General features: G+C 34.4%; 19 protein-coding genes, 3 tRNA genes and 1 riboswitch. Of the genes, 9 read left to right on the forward strand and 13 right to left on the reverse strand.

The window, feature by feature from the left end; genetic code table 11:
* Positions 1-41 precede the first annotated feature (41 nt).
* Positions 42-542, forward strand: coding sequence for a phosphoribosyltransferase domain-containing protein (locus CLV00_RS15615; RefSeq protein WP_099716043.1), 501 nt, complete (start codon positions 42-44; stop codon positions 540-542).
* Here CLV00_RS15615 and CLV00_RS15620 read toward each other — a convergent pair.
* A complete protein-coding gene (locus tag CLV00_RS15620) occupies positions 534-1052 on the reverse strand; it encodes a shikimate kinase (RefSeq protein ID WP_099716044.1) in 519 nt (172 codons plus the stop codon). The genes CLV00_RS15615 and CLV00_RS15620 overlap by 9 nt on opposite strands.
* Positions 1053-1179: 127 nt before the next feature.
* On the opposite strand from CLV00_RS15620, the gene CLV00_RS15625 reads away from it, so the two are divergent.
* From CLV00_RS15625 to CLV00_RS15635, 3 genes are all read left to right on the forward strand, one after another.
* Positions 1180-1252, forward strand: a tRNA-Lys gene (locus tag CLV00_RS15625).
* Positions 1253-1290: 38 nt separating this feature from the next.
* A tRNA-Lys gene (locus CLV00_RS15630) sits at positions 1291-1363 on the forward strand.
* Positions 1364-1405: 42 nt separating this feature from the next.
* Positions 1406-1488: transfer RNA gene (locus CLV00_RS15635), tRNA-Leu, on the forward strand.
* Positions 1489-1793: 305 nt separating this feature from the next.
* Here the strand turns inward: CLV00_RS15635 and CLV00_RS15640 are convergent.
* From CLV00_RS15640 to CLV00_RS15655, 4 genes are read right to left on the reverse strand one after another with little or no spacing between them, the layout of a single operon-like run.
* On the reverse strand, positions 1794-2327 hold the full coding sequence (locus CLV00_RS15640; RefSeq protein ID WP_099716045.1) for a DUF4252 domain-containing protein: 534 nt from the start codon (positions 2325-2327) through the stop codon (positions 1794-1796).
* Between the two features lies 1 nt (position 2328).
* Complete coding sequence (locus CLV00_RS15645) at positions 2329-2904, reverse strand: DUF4252 domain-containing protein (protein ID WP_233206922.1); 576 nt, start codon at positions 2902-2904, stop codon at positions 2329-2331.
* Between the two features lie 60 nt (positions 2905-2964).
* A complete protein-coding gene (locus CLV00_RS15650) occupies positions 2965-3450 on the reverse strand; it encodes a hypothetical protein (protein WP_099716046.1) in 486 nt (161 codons plus the stop codon).
* The gene (locus CLV00_RS15655) at positions 3437-3946 is read right to left on the reverse strand and encodes an RNA polymerase sigma factor (RefSeq protein WP_099716377.1); all 510 of its coding nucleotides are present in this window, start codon (positions 3944-3946) and stop codon (positions 3437-3439) included. The genes CLV00_RS15650 and CLV00_RS15655 overlap by 14 nt, the downstream gene beginning before the upstream one ends.
* A 120-nt stretch (positions 3947-4066) precedes the next feature.
* On the opposite strand from CLV00_RS15655, the gene CLV00_RS15660 reads away from it, so the two are divergent.
* Positions 4067-5518: a S41 family peptidase gene (locus CLV00_RS15660; RefSeq protein WP_099716047.1), complete on the forward strand. Its 1452-nt coding sequence runs from the start codon at positions 4067-4069 to the stop codon at positions 5516-5518.
* 152 nt (positions 5519-5670) lie between these two features.
* On the opposite strand, the gene CLV00_RS15665 is transcribed toward CLV00_RS15660, so the two are convergent.
* The 8 genes from CLV00_RS15665 to CLV00_RS16610 all read right to left on the reverse strand — a co-directional run bounded on the left by CLV00_RS15665 (position 5671) and on the right by CLV00_RS16610 (position 12951).
* Positions 5671-7581: a TonB-dependent siderophore receptor gene (locus CLV00_RS15665; protein WP_099716378.1), complete on the reverse strand. Its 1911-nt coding sequence runs from the start codon at positions 7579-7581 to the stop codon at positions 5671-5673.
* Positions 7582-7656: 75 nt separating this feature from the next.
* Positions 7657-7920, reverse strand: a riboswitch (cobalamin riboswitch).
* A 46-nt stretch (positions 7921-7966) separates the two neighbouring features.
* Positions 7967-8503 (reverse strand): alpha-ribazole phosphatase, encoded by a 537-nt coding sequence (gene cobC / locus CLV00_RS15670; RefSeq protein WP_099716048.1) that lies wholly within the window; start codon positions 8501-8503, stop codon positions 7967-7969.
* Complete coding sequence (locus tag CLV00_RS15675; RefSeq protein WP_099716049.1) at positions 8488-9294, reverse strand: adenosylcobinamide-GDP ribazoletransferase; 807 nt, start codon at positions 9292-9294, stop codon at positions 8488-8490. Before CLV00_RS15675 ends, cobC begins: the two co-directional genes overlap by 16 nt.
* A gap of 66 nt (positions 9295-9360) precedes the next feature.
* The gene (cobT, locus tag CLV00_RS15680; protein ID WP_099716050.1) at positions 9361-11037 is read right to left on the reverse strand and encodes a nicotinate-nucleotide--dimethylbenzimidazole phosphoribosyltransferase; all 1677 of its coding nucleotides are present in this window, start codon (positions 11035-11037) and stop codon (positions 9361-9363) included.
* Positions 11038-11055: 18 nt separating this feature from the next.
* Positions 11056-11703, reverse strand: a complete 648-nt coding sequence (locus tag CLV00_RS15685) for a diphthine--ammonia ligase (protein WP_099716051.1) — start codon at positions 11701-11703, stop codon at positions 11056-11058.
* Between the two features lie 89 nt (positions 11704-11792).
* Complete coding sequence (gene cobU / locus CLV00_RS15690; RefSeq protein WP_099716052.1) at positions 11793-12308, reverse strand: bifunctional adenosylcobinamide kinase/adenosylcobinamide-phosphate guanylyltransferase; 516 nt, start codon at positions 12306-12308, stop codon at positions 11793-11795.
* Between the two features lie 59 nt (positions 12309-12367).
* Positions 12368-12733 carry a four helix bundle protein gene (locus CLV00_RS15695; RefSeq protein WP_099716053.1) on the reverse strand — a complete coding sequence of 122 codons (366 nt, stop codon included), beginning with the start codon at positions 12731-12733 and terminating at the stop codon, positions 12368-12370.
* A 23-nt stretch (positions 12734-12756) separates the two neighbouring features.
* On the reverse strand, positions 12757-12951 hold the full coding sequence (locus CLV00_RS16610; protein WP_233206936.1) for a DUF5522 domain-containing protein: 195 nt from the start codon (positions 12949-12951) through the stop codon (positions 12757-12759).
* On the opposite strand from CLV00_RS16610, the gene CLV00_RS16615 reads away from it, so the two are divergent.
* The 4 genes from CLV00_RS16615 to CLV00_RS15715 all read left to right on the forward strand — a co-directional run bounded on the left by CLV00_RS16615 (position 12869) and on the right by CLV00_RS15715 (position 16177).
* Complete coding sequence (locus tag CLV00_RS16615; protein ID WP_233206937.1) at positions 12869-13129, forward strand: hypothetical protein; 261 nt, start codon at positions 12869-12871, stop codon at positions 13127-13129. The two genes, CLV00_RS16610 and CLV00_RS16615, sit on opposite strands and share 83 nt — an antisense overlap.
* 90 nt (positions 13130-13219) lie before the next feature.
* Positions 13220-14362 carry an ABC transporter substrate-binding protein gene (locus CLV00_RS15705; RefSeq protein WP_099716055.1) on the forward strand — a complete coding sequence of 381 codons (1143 nt, stop codon included), beginning with the start codon at positions 13220-13222 and terminating at the stop codon, positions 14360-14362.
* Position 14363: 1 nt separating this feature from the next.
* Positions 14364-15395, forward strand: a complete 1032-nt coding sequence (locus tag CLV00_RS15710) for an iron ABC transporter permease (protein WP_099716056.1) — start codon at positions 14364-14366, stop codon at positions 15393-15395.
* Positions 15395-16177, forward strand: coding sequence for an ABC transporter ATP-binding protein (locus CLV00_RS15715; RefSeq protein WP_099716057.1), 783 nt, complete (start codon positions 15395-15397; stop codon positions 16175-16177). Before CLV00_RS15710 ends, CLV00_RS15715 begins: the two co-directional genes overlap by 1 nt.
* Positions 16178-16187 lie beyond the last annotated feature (10 nt).

Below are 16187 nucleotides of genomic sequence, written 5' to 3' on the forward strand. Positions count from 1 at the left end.
GAATTTTAAACTGTAAATGGTTAAATAACAAACTAAAAATAATGAGCAAAAATATTATCTTAACGAATCAAGAAATCGAGCATAAAATAAAAAGAATTGCTTACCAAATCTATGAAACATTTGTAGATGAAGAAGAAATTGTAATTGCAGGAATTGCCTCTAACGGTTTTACATTTGCAAAAAAAATAGCTTCAATCTTAGAAACCATTTCTCCTCTCAAAGTTTCGCTTTGCGAAGTACAAATCAATAAGCAAAATCCCGAATTACCAATTCACACTTCCTTATCAAAAGAACAGTACGCTAATAAAGGCTTAGTTCTTGTTGATGATGTATTAAATTCAGGCACCACATTAATCTATGCAGTTAGGCATTTTATAGACGTTCCTTTGAAAAAGTTTAAAACCGCAGTACTTGTGGACCGAAACCACAAAAAATACCCTGTAAAAGCTGATTTCAAAGGCATCTCACTTTCTACATCATTATTAGAACACGTACAAGTCGTTTTTGATGAAAACAATGACAATTATGCTTATTTAAGCTAGAATTGCAACGATATCGAGTACCGTCTGATCGATTGTCTTATCATCAACATTCACTTTATATTGTGCTTGATTGTAATAAAAACTTCTATCAAAAAGATGTTTCGCAATAAACTCTTTCATCTCAGCGTCACTTTTATTTGCAATAAGAGGGCGCTTGCTTTTATTATGGCTCAATCTATTGAACAAAGTATCTATAGAAGCTTTAAGATAAACTGACACCACATTATCGCCTTTTAGCAACTCATGATTATTGGCATAACATGGAGTTCCTCCACCTAAACCGATGATTAATTGTTCAGGCGAATGCAATAATTCGATAAAAACTTCATGTTCTAACTTTCTAAAATAAATTTCTCCGTGCTTTTCAAAAATAGCATTTATAGATAAATTTACCTTCTCTTCAATCTTTTTATCTAAATCCACAAAAGGAATTCCGATAAGTTTTGACAATTTATTTGCAATTGTGGACTTACCACAGCCCATATAACCTAATAATATAATTTTTTTCATCTGAATAAAACCTTACAAATTAAGGTGTTGAGTGATTTTGTTAAAAAAAGACAAATTTATAATAAAATTGCTTGGAAAACTCCAAAATAAGTCCTTATATTTGCACCCGCATTCAAGGAAAGAATATGACTCGATAGCTCAGTTGGTAGAGCACATCACTTTTAATGATGGGGTCCTGGGTTCGAGCCCCAGTCGGGTCACAATTTTAGTGATCAACACATAATTTCCTTGAAGCATTGACTCGATAGCTCAGTTGGTAGAGCACATCACTTTTAATGATGGGGTCCTGGGTTCGAGCCCCAGTCGGGTCACAAAAGGTCGAGTAATTTATTACTTGACCTTTTCTTTTTTTAGGCCACGTGGAGAAACGGTAGACTTGCCAGCTTGAGGGGCTGGTGCTCGCAAGGGCGTGCGGGTTCAAATCCCGCCGTGGTCACGAATAAATAAAAATGCTTCAAAAATAATCAAGCTTACTTGGAATTATTTTTGAAGCATTTTTGTTTTCAAAGCTGGGCTTTGTTGGGAAAGGCAAAGTAAATCCGCTTTAGTTCCTTTTATTTTTCATCCTAACTCTTATTCATTATTTATATATCTAAAATCATAATTTAACAAGAACGATTCAGTGGCAATAAAAAGATGTTTTGCAAACAATAACACATTTACATTTAATCGAAAATTATACATCATAAAAAAAGCGCCTTGACATATTATCAAGGCGCTTTTTATTGTTTTAGAATACGTTTATTTCATTAACTGCTGCAAAGGCTTCAATTGCTCTAAATCAATATTAGATTGCTGTAAAACGCTCATCATAGTCATAACACTAGTAGGATTCATATCCTTGCCTAAAATTCGAACAACAGCAAAACCATTTTCCTTTTTATTCGCAAAAAAAACAAACTCTTCAATATGCTCATCAGTTCCTACGAAGCTCACCGAAGCACCTTCTTTACCAGAACCAAACTTCATAAGCTGTTGGTACTTTTTGTCTTTTAAAATCAAATTAACCTTAGCACGTTCAATTTCAAATTCCGCTTTATTCTTATCGTTTAATTTGAAAGCCAAAACATTCATCTTGTCAAAAGACTTTAAAGCATCACTCTGTGCAATTGACAATTTTGTTTTATCAACGTTCAGAATATTAGGTGACACATCAAGAGCGATAAAATTTTTGTTTTCGGTATTTTCCACAAAATACTTTTGCAAGGTCGGTTCCGAGTTACAGCTCACGAGAAACAAACTCAATAGCAGCGCTAATCCAAAAACTGTTTTCATCTTACTTTTTTCCTTTAGTTGCTTTCTTCAAATCTTCTCCACCAGGAATTTTCATCTTATTGGTAAGAACTGAAATTTCATTCAAATCGAAATTACCTTTCAAAGACATTAAAACCGTATCGTCATTTTTGGCACCTTCAATGAACATAAACAACTCTCTTATTTGAGAATCACTCGCTCCTGATTTTACTAGAATTTTAATGCTTCTGCCATCTTCATTCACACGCATCAGTTCTTCTAATCCTGCCGTTTTTATGTATTTATCAGCCACAACTTTCATTTCGCCTTCTATTCTGGCGCTTTTAGTGGTAAACACTTTCAAATCATCCAGTTTCTTTATCAAACTCAAGTACTGTTGTGTTTCTTTATCTGAAGCATCCATTTTTACTTTGCTCATCAAATCAAACATTTTTTTATTGACAATGATTGATTTTACGCCTTCTTGCCCGTCGAATTTATCAAAAATCGCTTGTGCAAAAAATGTGCTTGAAACTAATGTAAATACTAATGTTAGTATAAACTTTTTACTCTTATTAAAATTACTGTTCATTTTGTTATTATTGATTGTTGATTTCATTTTTTTAAATTGTTATGGTTTAAAATTATTTTTTTGTTTTTTACTGTTTACTCAAGGCAATTAAGAACCACCAGACTGTTTTTTAGTACTAATGAATATTTTGTCTTTTGTGGTTTGATATTCTTGAATATACAGTACACTTTCTATGCCAACATTTACATTATCTGATAATAATGATAATGCTTTTTGAGTTGCTCTGAAAGCCTCTTCAGGATCATCATACGTTCCTAAATCTTGGTTTTTGTTAACAACATCTGCACTATAATAAGCATAGGTTCCTATTCCCAGCAAAACAACAACCGAAGCCGCAATTGATATCCACGCAACATTACGTTTTTTATCCCGAGGCCTCGGGAGTATTGGAATTTCTGGCGTAAACTGATGCTCTTTTGCAAGAGAGAAATACCCAAATAAAGGTTTGTATTGTTCTAAATGCTGCGCAACATTCGATGAAGAAAAATAATTACGTAATTCATTTTCTTCTGCAATACTGGTTTCTCCCTGAAAGTATTTTTCTAATAAATCTTCTATTTTAACTAATTCCATAATTGTGTGTTTCTGTCATATAATCCCGTATCGTTTTCCTTGCTCTTGAAAGCGCCACCCGAATCGCACTCTCATTCATGTCGAGTATTTTTGCGATTTCTTCAAATTCGTATTGTTCAACATCCCGCATTTGAATAATTAATCTTTGTTGAACGGGCAATTTATCCATTATTTTCTCCACCCAATCCAAACTGTCTAAGTCTTCCATTTTCTTATCGAGACCCGGTTCTCTATCTACATAATTTGTATGAACGATTTTGAGGTTTCCTGTTCTTTTTGATTTTAGCTGATCCAAACAATAATTTTTGGTCATTGTCATTGCAAATGCTTCTACACTGCTGTACGCTGCTAAATTTCCATTTTTACTCCATAATTTGACCAAAATTTCCTGAGTTGCGTCTTCGGCTTCTTCAGTACTTACGAGCAATCGCTTAGCCAACCTAAAGACTTTGTCTTTAAAAGGAGTGACGAGTTGCACAAACTCATTTTGGTTCATAAAAAATTTGGTTTTTAAACTGGTTATATAATCTAGACGACTCATTTTTATTTTTGTAACAAAAAACATAAAATAAAACTAAAGTTACTATTTTTACGTTAATTATATTAAAACCTACATATGAGAACAAGTTTCAAAATTACGCTTTTATTATTTATAGCAGTTTTCACTTTCCAAAGCTGTCAAGATAATGATGATGTTGCCCCACCAGCCAGTTTAGACATACAAGATTTTATTTGGAAAGGGATGAACCAATATTACTTATGGCAGGCAGATGTTCCAAATTTATCAGATGATAAATTTGCAGACCAAACTGCATTAAATACGTTTCTAAGAGGATACCCTGTTCCTGAAGAGTTGTTTGACGCGCTTAGAGTTGACAAAACCATAGACCGTTTCAGTTGGATTGTGGATGATTATTTAGAGCTGGAAGGAACGCTTCAAGGAACAACTAAAAACAATGGTGTTGATTTTGGTTTAAGCAGAAAGCCCGGAAGCACTACTGAAATATTTGGTTATGTACGTTACATCATTGCAAATTCAGATGCGTCGAACAAGAACATCAAGCGTGGTGATTTTTTTACTGCCGTAAATGGAACTCAGCTTACTTTGAGTAATTATGAATCTCTATTATTTGGTTCAAACGAAACTTACACATTAAATCTGGCAGATTATAACGGAACTACTATTGTTGCCAACGGAAAATCAGTAGAGTTAACAAAAACCGTTTTATCCGAAAATCCAATTTTAATCAACAAAGTAATCACTTCCGGTTCACATAAAATAGGGTATTTGATGTACAATGGTTTTTATGCTAATTATGACACGCAATTGAATGAAGCTTTTGCTTCTTTAAAATCACAAGGAGTTACGGACTTAGTTTTGGATTTACGTTATAACGGAGGTGGTTCTGTGCAAACGGCTACACGTTTAGCGAGTATGATTACCGGACAATTTACTGGACAGGTATTTGCTAAACAACAATGGAATGCTAAAATCAACGCGTATTTCGAAACTAACAATCCCGGAGCTTTAATAAATAATTTTACTGACAAAATTGGGACTACCGCAATAAACAGTTTAAACTTGACTAAAGTCTATATATTGACTACTCAAAGCACAGCATCGGCAAGTGAATTAGTAATCAACGGATTAGAACCTCATATCAATGTAATACAAATTGGTGATGTAACTGTAGGGAAAAATGTTGGGTCAGTTACACTATATGACTCTGCTACTTTTGGTTCCGAAAACAGAAACCCAAATCACAGATACGCCATGCAGCCGATTGTATTGAAAATTGTGAATTCAACCGGTTTTGGAGATTATTTCAATGGACTACAACCTGATTATTTATTAAAAGAAACTATTAGCACTTATGGAGTTCTTGGAGACACTTCAGAACCTTTATTAAGTACCGCTATTGGAAAAATAACAGGAACAACCAGAATGTTGAAACAAAATACAGGAGTAGATTTTGAGTTTTTCAAAGATGCAAAATCAATCAAAGGAATCCAAAATCAAATGTATATTGACAAAGCTCCAGAAGGACTTTTGAAAGCATTGGAATAATATTAATTTCAAAAATTAAACTAAAAAGAGGCTTTCATTACTGATAGCCTCTTTTTTTTATCATTATAAATCAAAGAATCCGATTTTCTCCAACAAAAAACCCGCTCCAAATTAGGAACGGGAATTAAGACTAAAAACTAAAACATACTCTTTTAGAATAAGAAATTTAAACCTAATTTAAAGTTTCTTCCTCTTGTACTGTATCCGCGACTTTCAACAAAATCTTTATCCAAAATATTATCAACTGCACCAAAAACATTCAATCTGTTTTTGATCAATTCATAACGAGCATTGGCATTTACTAATTGATAGTCTTTCAAAATTTCTGAATTTAAAACAGGATCATAAGTTGGCTCCGGATAAGTCGTGTATTCTAAATATCTGTCTGATACAAACTGATACGCCAGATTAAAAGCAAGGCGTTCTGTTGCTTGCACATCCACAGAAGCATTAGCTTTATGTTTCGGGTTTAGAATGCGAGATTGTTTTTCTAACTCCGTAAAAGTATAATTGGCATTGAATTTTACTTTATCATTAAAAGCATAAGAAATCATTGTTTCAAGACCTTTGGCTTTGTTTTTACCATCTACATTAAAGTATTTATAAGTCATCAAATCAAACCCTATTGCATCTTCTTCTTCTCTTTGAAAAACAACAGCATTTAAAACCACTTTCTTATCTGCCAAACTTACTTCAAAACCAACTTCGGCAGTTGCATCTTTCTCTGGAGATAAATCCAAATCACCATACGGAGAGTACAATTGGTACAAACTTGGAGTAACAAATGCTGTGCTATAAGAAGCCAATACTTTCAATGATTCTGAAAAGCTATACGATGGATTAACATTATAAACTAAATTATTCCCGTATTTACTATGAATGTTATAACGTGCTCCTGCATTTAAGTTTAATCCAAAACTAGAATTATAAACTGCCGTTACATAAGGATCAATCATATTGAATTTTGCCATATCAGTTGTAATTGCATCATACTCGCTTAAGTTTGACATTTCGTGAAACTGAAATTGTGCTCCTGTAACCACAAATAGCTCAGATGAAATTTCATATTTATTAAAAGCATCAACATCAACACTTCTTGACTTTGCCTGGAATAAAGAGCCATAACTAAAGATGTCGCGATTGATTACATTTGCACCGGTATTGATTACCAATTCTCCTTTATTGTATTTGTATTTTGGAGAAAAACCAACTCTAAATTGCTCCGAAAGACTGAAATTTGTAAGATCATCTGAAAATGAACCTGCATCAAAACCGTTTTTCATTCGATCATAATTTGCAAAGAAATCAAATGATAATTTTTTAGTTGGCGTAAAGCCAATTTTTACCACCGAATTTAATCTTGAAAAATCATCGTTCTCAAATTTAGTATTTGAATTTAATGGTCTTGCCTCAGAAATCCCTGTAGTTTCAGTACTATTCAAAGAAGCAAAATAATTTACTTTTTCAAAACCACCGTTTACAGCAATTCCTTGACTGTAATCTTGTATGCTATAATTTGCATTTTTGGCAGCTGTTTGTGTACCAATATTCACGTATGCATTTCCAGCAATAGCTTTTTTACCTGCTTTTTTAAGTGTAATATTAATAACACCTGTAGCTGCTCCAGAACCGTACAAAGTACTTGAAGCACCTTTCATAATCTCAATACTTTCAATTTGCTCCACAGGAATCAATCTCAAATCATACGATAAGCTAATCCCGGAAGCATCCGTAACAGGAACCCCGTCAATCAAAATTAAAACCTGATGATTTCTTCCTCCACGAATGTAAAGTCCCAAATCCTTACCATTACGACTCTGATTCCCATTGATTTCAACACCAGCTACCGTACTTAAAATTGAAGCTACTGATTGTCCTGCTTTTTTCTTCAAATCTGCAGCAGTAATTTTCACGATAACTTTTCCTGATTTTTCTTTTGGCAAAGCAAATTTCGAATCGGAAACAACAACTTCATCAAGTTGTTTTGGTTCTTGTTCTTGTGCATACGTGTTCATTGCAAATAACAATGCAATCGCACTAAAGCGAATGAATTTTTTGTTCATTTTAAAAATGTAAAATTTAATAAATGGGGAGAAAAGCATAGAATGACCCATACCCAAACCTTTTTTCCCGAAAGTTTGATACTCGATGTAATAGGCAGGTCTCCTGGCTTGCGTCTTGTTGTTTACCTTCTCATTCGCTGCGGCGAACAATGGTTTTGTAGATAACAACAAGCTTGATAGCTTACAGTTGCGGGTACAGCTCAGGATTTTTGATTTAAGATTTAGGATTCTTGATTTAGGATTTAAATCCTGAAATCTGAAATCTAAAACTTGAAATCTATCACCTGATTCCCTTTTAATGTGGTTTGAAAAAAACAAACCTCAACCTCAATACGGCAGCAAAGATAAAATTATATTAAGTTAATAACCTAAATAATTGCGGATTTTATAATTCAATTTTAATTACAGCTCCAAAATCTACTTTATTCTGAAAAGCGTCTTTCAGCGGTAAATCCGAAATTTTACATAAAAAACTTCGTATCACTCCAGCATGGGCCACAATAATTACTGGTTTTGAATTCGTTCTTTGAAGTTCATTATGCATAAAATCAATTACTCGATTATGCAAATCCGTAAATGATTCACCGTTCGGCACACGAACATTTACAAAATCAGTCATCCAAGGTGTAAAATCATCAGGTGGAATTACATCCCAATTTTTCATTTCCCAATCGCCAAAATTCATTTCCATTAAACGGAAATCTTCGTTTACAGCAGTAATCTCTGAATTGTATTTGATATAATTTGCCAAAAGCACACAGCGAAGTAAAGGACTGGAATACAATATTGCATCTTGAGGCAATTGACCCAAAACAGACTGAAAAACAGCGTCATAAGGCTCCATGATTTTCACATCGGATTGTCCATAACAAATTCCTTTTTCGCAAACCGTTTCCGTGTGACGTACTAAATAAACTTCCATAATGCAATAACTGATATGTAAAAAACCACTTCGCAAACCTGTTGGGTTGCGCCCAAACAATCCCCTGTATATCCGTCAATCCATTTCTGAAAATAACGCGCCAAAAAGAATCGTGTCAGGAAAACAGGGATTAAAACCAACAGCATTTGCCACTGAAAATAAGACAAAATAACTAATGGAAGCAATCCAAAAAAGAACGCTCCTGCCACTTCTTTCCAAGAATAACTTTGTGCGATTGGTTTGCTTTTACTTGTAGCATCTTCTCGTGAATATTGATGGGTAAAAACAATTGAAATCGCTGCTAATCGACTGATGGAATGCGCAGAAACAAGAAGTAATAGAATTATAAATTGTGAATTATAAATTATAAATTTAGGATTATCCGAGACATCAATTAATTGAGTCAGCCCTTGAAATTTAAGCACTAACAACAGCACTAAACCAATCGCGCCATACGCACCAATGGCGCTGTCTTTCATAATCATTAGTATTTTTTCTTTGGTCCAACCGCCGCCAAAACCATCGCAAACATCAGCAAAACCATCTTCATGAAAAGCTCCGGTAACTAAAACGGAAGCAATCATAGAGAAGATTACCGCAATTTCAGGAGCAACTAAATAATTAAAAACACAATATACTCCAAAAGCAACGCTCCCGACAATCCAACCAATCAATGGAAAATAACGAGACGCTTTATTTAAATAATCTGGATTGTGATCGATGGTTGCAGGACACGGAATCCTGGTGTAAAACATTAATGCTGTAAAAAATATGTGTAGTTCTTTTCTCATTTTTGGAATTATTTTTTGTTTTATTTTCCTGTAGAGACGCACTGCAGTGCGTCTCTAAATGCGTCTCTACCGACTGCTAACCCCCGCAGATTCAAAACTCGCCATATCATTCAAGAATGCTACTGCCGACTCAATTATAGGAAAAGCAATGGCACAACCCGTTCCTTCACCCAACCGTAAATCAAGTTGCAACAAAGAACGAACTCCTAGGTAATCTAATATTTTTTGGTGCCCTTGCTCAGCGGAAGAATGGCAAAAAATAGCATTTTCAGTAATAGATGGATTCTTTTTAAAGGCAATTAAAAAAGCAACACTACAGATAAATCCATCCACTAGAATCAACATATTTGCTTCCTTAGCTTGAAGCATTCCACCTACCATTTGAAGGATTTCAAATCCTCCGAAATAAGCTAATTTGCTCTCTAAATCATCTGAACCATTATAATTGGCAATGCATTTTTTAAGGATATTAATTTTTTGAATCAACTGTTCATCATTTACACCAGTGCCTTTTCCTACGCAATCTTCAATTGGTAATTCTAAAATAATGCTCATTAAAACCGAAGCCGTAGCAGTGTTTCCAATACCCATTTCTCCAAAACCAATACAATTACTACACGTTTTTGCAATAGTGGCAACAATTTCGCTTCCTTTCATAAAACACAATTCAACTTCTGTTTTACTCATCGCAGGTCCTTGTAAAAAGGAGTTGGTTCCCTTCCCTACTTTAGCCGAAATCAAATCCGTATTCATAGGAAAATCATAATTCACACCTGCATCCACAATAGCTAATTGAATCTTATTTTGTTTACAAAACACATTGATAGCTGCACCACCTATCAAAAAATTACTCACCATCTGTCTGGTTACATCTTGCGGATAGGCACTTACTCCGTGATTTGCAATTCCGTGATCCGCGGCAAAAACAACCAGATTAGGTTTTATAATTTTTGGTTCTAAAGTTTGAAATACCATCCCGATTTGTTTGGCGAGTACTTCTAAAATTCCTAATGAACCCGTTGGTTTTGTTTTTTGGTCGATTTTATGTTGTAACGCATTTGCAAAAGCAGCAGCATCTATTTCTTTTTTAGCATCAAAAAATACTTTCTCCACCTTATTTTCATGCAAAACAGTGATTTCCTCAACTAGTGGAATTTCTTGCTTTTGTTTCCAATTCAGTTGTTGCAACATGGGTTGATTATCATAGTCAGTAGCTGGTTTTCCCACGCAAAAATACCCCAACGGCTCCATATTTTCAGGTAAACCTAATAATTGCTTGAACTGATAGTAATTCAAGATAGAAACCCATCCCATGGAATAGCCTTGCTCCGTTAAGGATAGCCAAATATTTTGCGCAGCACAAACAGAGCTGAACTTTACCGCTTCATTACTCCCGACAGTTCCAATCGTAAAATTATTTAAAACCGAGCGGTCATAACAAATGACCAATCCCAGCGGAGCTTCTTCTATAGCTTCTAACTTAAGGTCTTTGTACGCTTGTTTTTGTTGTTCATTATCAGTTAGCGAAATTGCTTTTTTATCATAATCTAAAAACAAATCTTTAATGGCTTTCTTCATTTCAGGCGACTTGATCAGATAATATTTTGTAGCATCAGTCAAACCCACTGAAGGCGCCCAATGTCCAGCTTGCAGTGCTTTTTCAAGAACAGCATCTGGTACTTGATCCTCCGTAAAATGACGGGTGTCACGACGGGATTTTAAAATTTCATCTAAATAAGTCATCTTAAAATAATTTTGTTTTTATACTTCTTCCCAAACGATGAAACAATAATTCTCATAGGTAATTCTGGTGAATTCAGGCAATTCAATCGCTCCAGAAAATAACGGACAGTTAATTACCAAAGTATGAAACTCCCCATTTTCACCACAAGGATCTATTCCTTTTTCATGTAATTCTTGTGCTAATTCTTTGGTCAAAATTTTACCCAGATAACGTTCTCCCATAATTGTATTGCAAGAAACAATCATCGTTACAATTCCGTTTTCAAGCATTTGATTTACCAAAGCAATTCGGTCTTGTTGCCACAAAGGTAAAATTGCTTTTAGCGATGCTGCGGCACATACTTTGTCTTCCCAATCTTTGTGCGGTTGCAAGTCAATGTCACCAAAAACGGCTGCTTCCAAATCATATTCAGCTTTTAGCATTTTCAAAACTGCTATAAACTTGGTTTCATAATCGCCCCAAGTTGCGGGAATACCTTGCAGAGGCAATCCCATTTTTTGAGCTTGTTGATTCAATATAGACAATGGCAAGCCATGAGAACGAGACACTTTCCCGTTTTCATTCATCATATTGAGTAACACTTTTGGAATAAATCCTTGCTGAATTGCTTGCATCATTGCATAACAACTGTCCTTTCCGCCACTCCAAGAAGTTACAAAATTCATATGTAGTTATTTATTGATTTTTAATTGAATATGTAATACGCTATGAGGCAATATTTCTTTGAATTTAATATTGTAAGATCATAGCCATTTCATTTTTTTTCTTTTATCGTTACAGGAATTCCAGAAACCATAAGCACAACGGTATCGGCAGTTGCAGCTATATATTGATTCATCCAACCTTGAAGTTCGGTAAATTTTCTACCAATATGAGTTTCGGCATGAATACCCATCCCTATTTCATTGGTTACAATAATAATTGTCGCATTTTCTTGATTGGCAATAGCATCAAATTCGGCTTTAGCTTCTTCTAAGCACAAGGGAACATCGTTTTTAGTATCCACGAAAAAGTTCGTTAACCAAAGCGTAACACAATCGACGATAGCTACTTTTCCCGAAAAATCAATTTCGCTCAAGTGTTTTTCTTTTTCAATATTAATCCATCGTTCGTCCCGATCTTTTTGATGGCGATCGATTCTCTTTTGGAAATCATCATCCCATTTTCGGGCTGTAGCCACATACATTGGTTTATCCGATAATTCTTTTGCTAAATTTTCGGCATAACTACTTTTACCGGAGCGTTCCCCGCCAGTTATTAAATATATCATTCTAATTGTAAATTATTAATTGTAAATTGTAGTAACATCTTTTATGCTAATTGAATAACTTATTTCTTGGCATCAACTTTTGCTTTAGTCGTTTTAATAATACTTGTTATAAGTTTTAATATTGATATTGCATCGTTATTTATATTTTCATATTCTTTCTCATTTAAATAATCCGTAGCTTTTAATAATTCTAACCAATAAACAACCTCATTAGCTTCTTTTTGTGCAATTGCAAACTTGTGAATAAAATCGTGCTTGCTCTCGGCATGTTCTGCTTCGCGAATCATAGCACCAATACTTGTCCCAGATCTTAATAGCTGCTTTGAAAGCACAAACTCTTTTTTATCACAACATAGATATTGATATAATCTAACTATTCGTACAGCAAAATCAAAACTCTTGGTTTTAACAATATTATCTTTCATCATTGATAATTTACAATTTATAATTATTTATACGGACAATGTCTACATCCATTGCCACAACAATTACCTCTTTTTAGATGAAACCAAGCTTTAAAAACATAGTTCCCATTTTCTAAATAATAGTCAATTCCTTCTATGAGATTCGTCGTTTTGGGTAAATCTTTGGCTTTATTATCCGTTGCAGTTTCAGAAGATAGTGTTGCAACATATTCGTCAATTTTAGTAGAGCAGGCAGTTGTAAAACAACTGGAACACAAGCAATCCACCACTTCTGACGGAGTAAAAATGGGTGGAAAATTGTTGCACCAGCATTTACTTCCTTCAGGTGTGTCCCCACAATTAAAAGGAGTTCCGCAAGTAGAACAGTTTTTGACTTTAATGCTATTCATTTCGTAAAGATAGTATTTGTTCAATTTTTTACTGCTAAAAATAAACAAGAAATTTTATAAATTTGGTATACCTTTGTCGCTATCGAAAAATTAAATCATGAAATTCACCTTTAAATTAATCCTTTTTGTTCTCTCTTTTTCAACTTTCGTTGGATGTAAAAAAAGCGAAAACCTAACCGTAAAAGAAAGTACTGATTCAAAAAATGCAATAGAATATGCCTCGGGACTTTCTATTAATAAATACGAAGGATATTCAGTAGTGACAGTTTCAAATCCTTGGCCTGAAGCCAATAAAAACTTCACTTATATATTAAAAGAAAAAAACGGCAGCATTCCTGATAGCCTGCAAAAATACACCACAATTTCAGTTCCTTTAGAATCAATCGTCGTTACCTCAACGACCAATATTCCTTTTTTGGAAATGCTGGGAGTTGAAAAATCACTGGTGGGTTTCCCTCATACCGATTATGTTTCTTCTGAAAAAACCAGAAAACTAATTGATGGTGGCGCTGTAAAAAACATAGGACAAAACGAAAAATTAAACATGGAGCAACTCATTGATTTGGTGCCTAATTTAATAGTAACTTTTGGCGTTGACAACAACAATCCGATGATTGATAATTTACAAAAAAGTGGTCTTAATGTACTCGTACAAGCGGACTGGATGGAACAAACTCCATTGGGTAAAGCAGAATGGATTAAGCTTTACGGTGCTTTATTTGGAAAAGAAAAAGAAGCCAAAACGCTTTTTGATGAAATCGTTAAAAATTACAATGACGCGATACAATTGGTTGCAACCCAAAAACCAACAGCAACCGTTTTGTATGGATCAATGTATCAAGAGCAATGGTATGTAGCAAGAGGAAATAGCTGGGTAGCCCAATTCATGAAAGATGCCAAAGCAAATTATTTGTGGGCAAATGTTAAAGGAACAGGAAGTCTTAGTTTGCCTTTTGAAAAAATATTAGAGAAAGCAAAAACGGCGCAATATTGGATTGCAACAGGTTCTTTTAAAAGTATTGCTGAATTCGAAAACAGTAATCCACATTACAGTCAGTTTGACGCTTCTAAATCTAAAAATGTGTATACTTTTGAAAGTAAATTAGGTGCAACAAGAGGAACTATTTATTATGAATTAGCACCAAGCAGACCCGATTTAGTCTTGAAAGATTACATTAAAATCTTCCATCCTGAACTGCTTCCAAATTATACTTTTACTTTTGCACAAAAACTAAATTAAATTGGCGAATCAAAAACGAAATACGATTCTATTTTTCTTGCTTACTTTAGGGCTTGTTCTATTGTTTTTTGTAAACATTAGTTTTGGTTCCATCACGATACCTTTTAAAGAAATTTATACTAGTTTAACTGGAGGTCAAGCGAGTAAATCCACCTGGGAATATATCATCATCAATTATCGTTTACCCAAAGCCATTACTGCAATTCTTGTTGGAATGGGATTATCTATAAGTGGTTTGCTGATGCAAACTCTGTTTCGAAATCCATTAGCAGGACCTTATGTTTTAGGGCTGAGTTCCGGTGCCAGTTTAGGCGTTGCTTTTGTACTATTAGGAGCGAGCTTACTTCCACCTTTTTTAAGTACCATTTTATTATCCTCTTATGGAGTGGTTTTAGCTTCAACTATAGGAAGTTCAGTTGTATTACTCGCTGTTTTGATGGTTTCCCAAAGGCTTCGCGATACAATGGCCATCTTAATTGTGGGATTGATGTTTGGTAGTTTTACCAGCGCAATAGTAGGCGTTCTTACGTATTTTAGTTCCGCTGAACAATTGCAGAAATTCACGTTTTGGTCTATGGGAAACTTAGGCAATTTGTCTTGGTCTTCTATATTAATTCTAACAATTTGTGTCGGGATTGGCTTATTATTAAGTCTATTTAGCATCAAGCCACTTAATGCATTGCTTTTGGGTGAAAATTATGCGCGTAGTTTAGGTTTGAATTTCAAAAAAACACGATTAATTATTATTTTTGCAACAAGCATTTTAGCAGGAAGCATCACGGCGTATGCAGGTCCAATTGCCTTTGTAGGACTGGCAGTTCCGCACATAGCAAAATTAGTGTTTCAAACCAGTAACCATTCGGTTTTGTATTGGAGTACCTTACTTTTAGGCGCTTCAATTATGCTTATTTGTGATGTAATTTCAGAATTGCCCGGATTGGAGATCACTTTACCAATCAATGCTGTAACTTCTATAATTGGAGCTCCAGTTGTGATTTGGCTATTGGTTAGTAAACGAAAAATGATTGCCTAATGGAAAACAAAATCATCTTACAAGCGTCTCAAATTAGCATTGGTTATTCTCATAAAAAAGAGAAAATCGTAGTGGCTTCGGATATTTCTATTGCTTTAAAAAAAGGAAAACTGATTGCTTTAATTGGTGCGAATGGCATTGGAAAATCAACGCTTTTAAAAACGATAACTGGAATCCAGAAACCACTTTCCGGTGCAGTTTTCTTGAATGAAAAGAAAATTACTGATTACGAACCTTTGAACTTGGCCCAAAACCTAAGTATCGTTTTAACCGAAAAATTGCCTCCCAGTAATTTAACCGTTTTTGAACTCATTGCTTTAGGAAGACAGCCCTACACCAATTGGATGGGAACTTTATCTGATATTGATATTGTTAAAGTTAACGAGGCCATGGCATTGACACAAATCAGTCATTTAGCCACAAAAAAACATTATGAAATTAGTGATGGGCAATTGCAAAAAGTATTAATTGCACGAGCTTTGGCACAGGATACTCCATTAATAATTTTGGACGAACCCACTACCCATTTGGATTTATTACATAAGGTGGCTTTATTCAAACTTTTGAAAAAGCTTACTCATGAAACCGGAAAATGCATTTTATTTTCTACTCATGATATTGATATGGCGATACAATTGAGTGACGAAATGATCATTATGACTCCAGAAACAGTGCTTCAAGACGAGCCTTGTAATTTTATTGCAAAAGGAAGTTTCAATACCTTATTCAAAGACGAACATATTGTTTTTGACGCTGAAAAAGGAAAATTCATGATTGTTTAGTTCCAACATT

The organism is Flavobacterium sp. 11, assembly GCF_002754315.1.
In the GTDB taxonomy this organism is placed as follows: Bacteria; Bacteroidota; Bacteroidia; order Flavobacteriales; family Flavobacteriaceae; genus Flavobacterium; species Flavobacterium algoritolerans.

Coding starts and splice junctions, on each gene's coding strand:
- CLV00_RS15615 (WP_099716043.1), top strand. CDS start 42: ATGAGCAAAAATATTATCTTAACGAATCAAGAAATCGAGCATAAAATA.
- CLV00_RS15650 (WP_099716046.1), bottom strand. CDS start 3,450: ATGGAATTAGTTAAAATAGAAGATTTATTAGAAAAATACTTTCAGGGA.
- CLV00_RS15655 (WP_099716377.1), bottom strand. CDS start 3,946: ATGAACCAAAATGAGTTTGTGCAACTCGTCACTCCTTTTAAAGACAAA.
- CLV00_RS16615 (WP_233206937.1), top strand. CDS start 12,869: ATGAGATTCGTCGTTTTGGGTAAATCTTTGGCTTTATTATCCGTTGCA.
- CLV00_RS15640 (WP_099716045.1), bottom strand. CDS start 2,327: ATGAAAACAGTTTTTGGATTAGCGCTGCTATTGAGTTTGTTTCTCGTG.
- CLV00_RS15645 (WP_233206922.1), bottom strand. CDS start 2,904: ATGAAATCAACAATCAATAATAACAAAATGAACAGTAATTTTAATAAG.
- CLV00_RS15705 (WP_099716055.1), top strand. CDS start 13,220: ATGAAATTCACCTTTAAATTAATCCTTTTTGTTCTCTCTTTTTCAACT.
- CLV00_RS15660 (WP_099716047.1), top strand. CDS start 4,067: ATGAGAACAAGTTTCAAAATTACGCTTTTATTATTTATAGCAGTTTTC.
- cobC (WP_099716048.1), bottom strand. CDS start 8,503: ATGGAAGTTTATTTAGTACGTCACACGGAAACGGTTTGCGAAAAAGGA.
- CLV00_RS15620 (WP_099716044.1), bottom strand. CDS start 1,052: ATGAAAAAAATTATATTATTAGGTTATATGGGCTGTGGTAAGTCCACA.
- CLV00_RS15695 (WP_099716053.1), bottom strand. CDS start 12,733: ATGAAAGATAATATTGTTAAAACCAAGAGTTTTGATTTTGCTGTACGA.
- CLV00_RS15715 (WP_099716057.1), top strand. CDS start 15,395: ATGGAAAACAAAATCATCTTACAAGCGTCTCAAATTAGCATTGGTTAT.
- cobU (WP_099716052.1), bottom strand. CDS start 12,308: ATGATATATTTAATAACTGGCGGGGAACGCTCCGGTAAAAGTAGTTAT.
- CLV00_RS15675 (WP_099716049.1), bottom strand. CDS start 9,294: ATGAGAAAAGAACTACACATATTTTTTACAGCATTAATGTTTTACACC.
- CLV00_RS15665 (WP_099716378.1), bottom strand. CDS start 7,581: ATGAACAAAAAATTCATTCGCTTTAGTGCGATTGCATTGTTATTTGCA.
- cobT (WP_099716050.1), bottom strand. CDS start 11,037: ATGACTTATTTAGATGAAATTTTAAAATCCCGTCGTGACACCCGTCAT.
- CLV00_RS15685 (WP_099716051.1), bottom strand. CDS start 11,703: ATGAATTTTGTAACTTCTTGGAGTGGCGGAAAGGACAGTTGTTATGCA.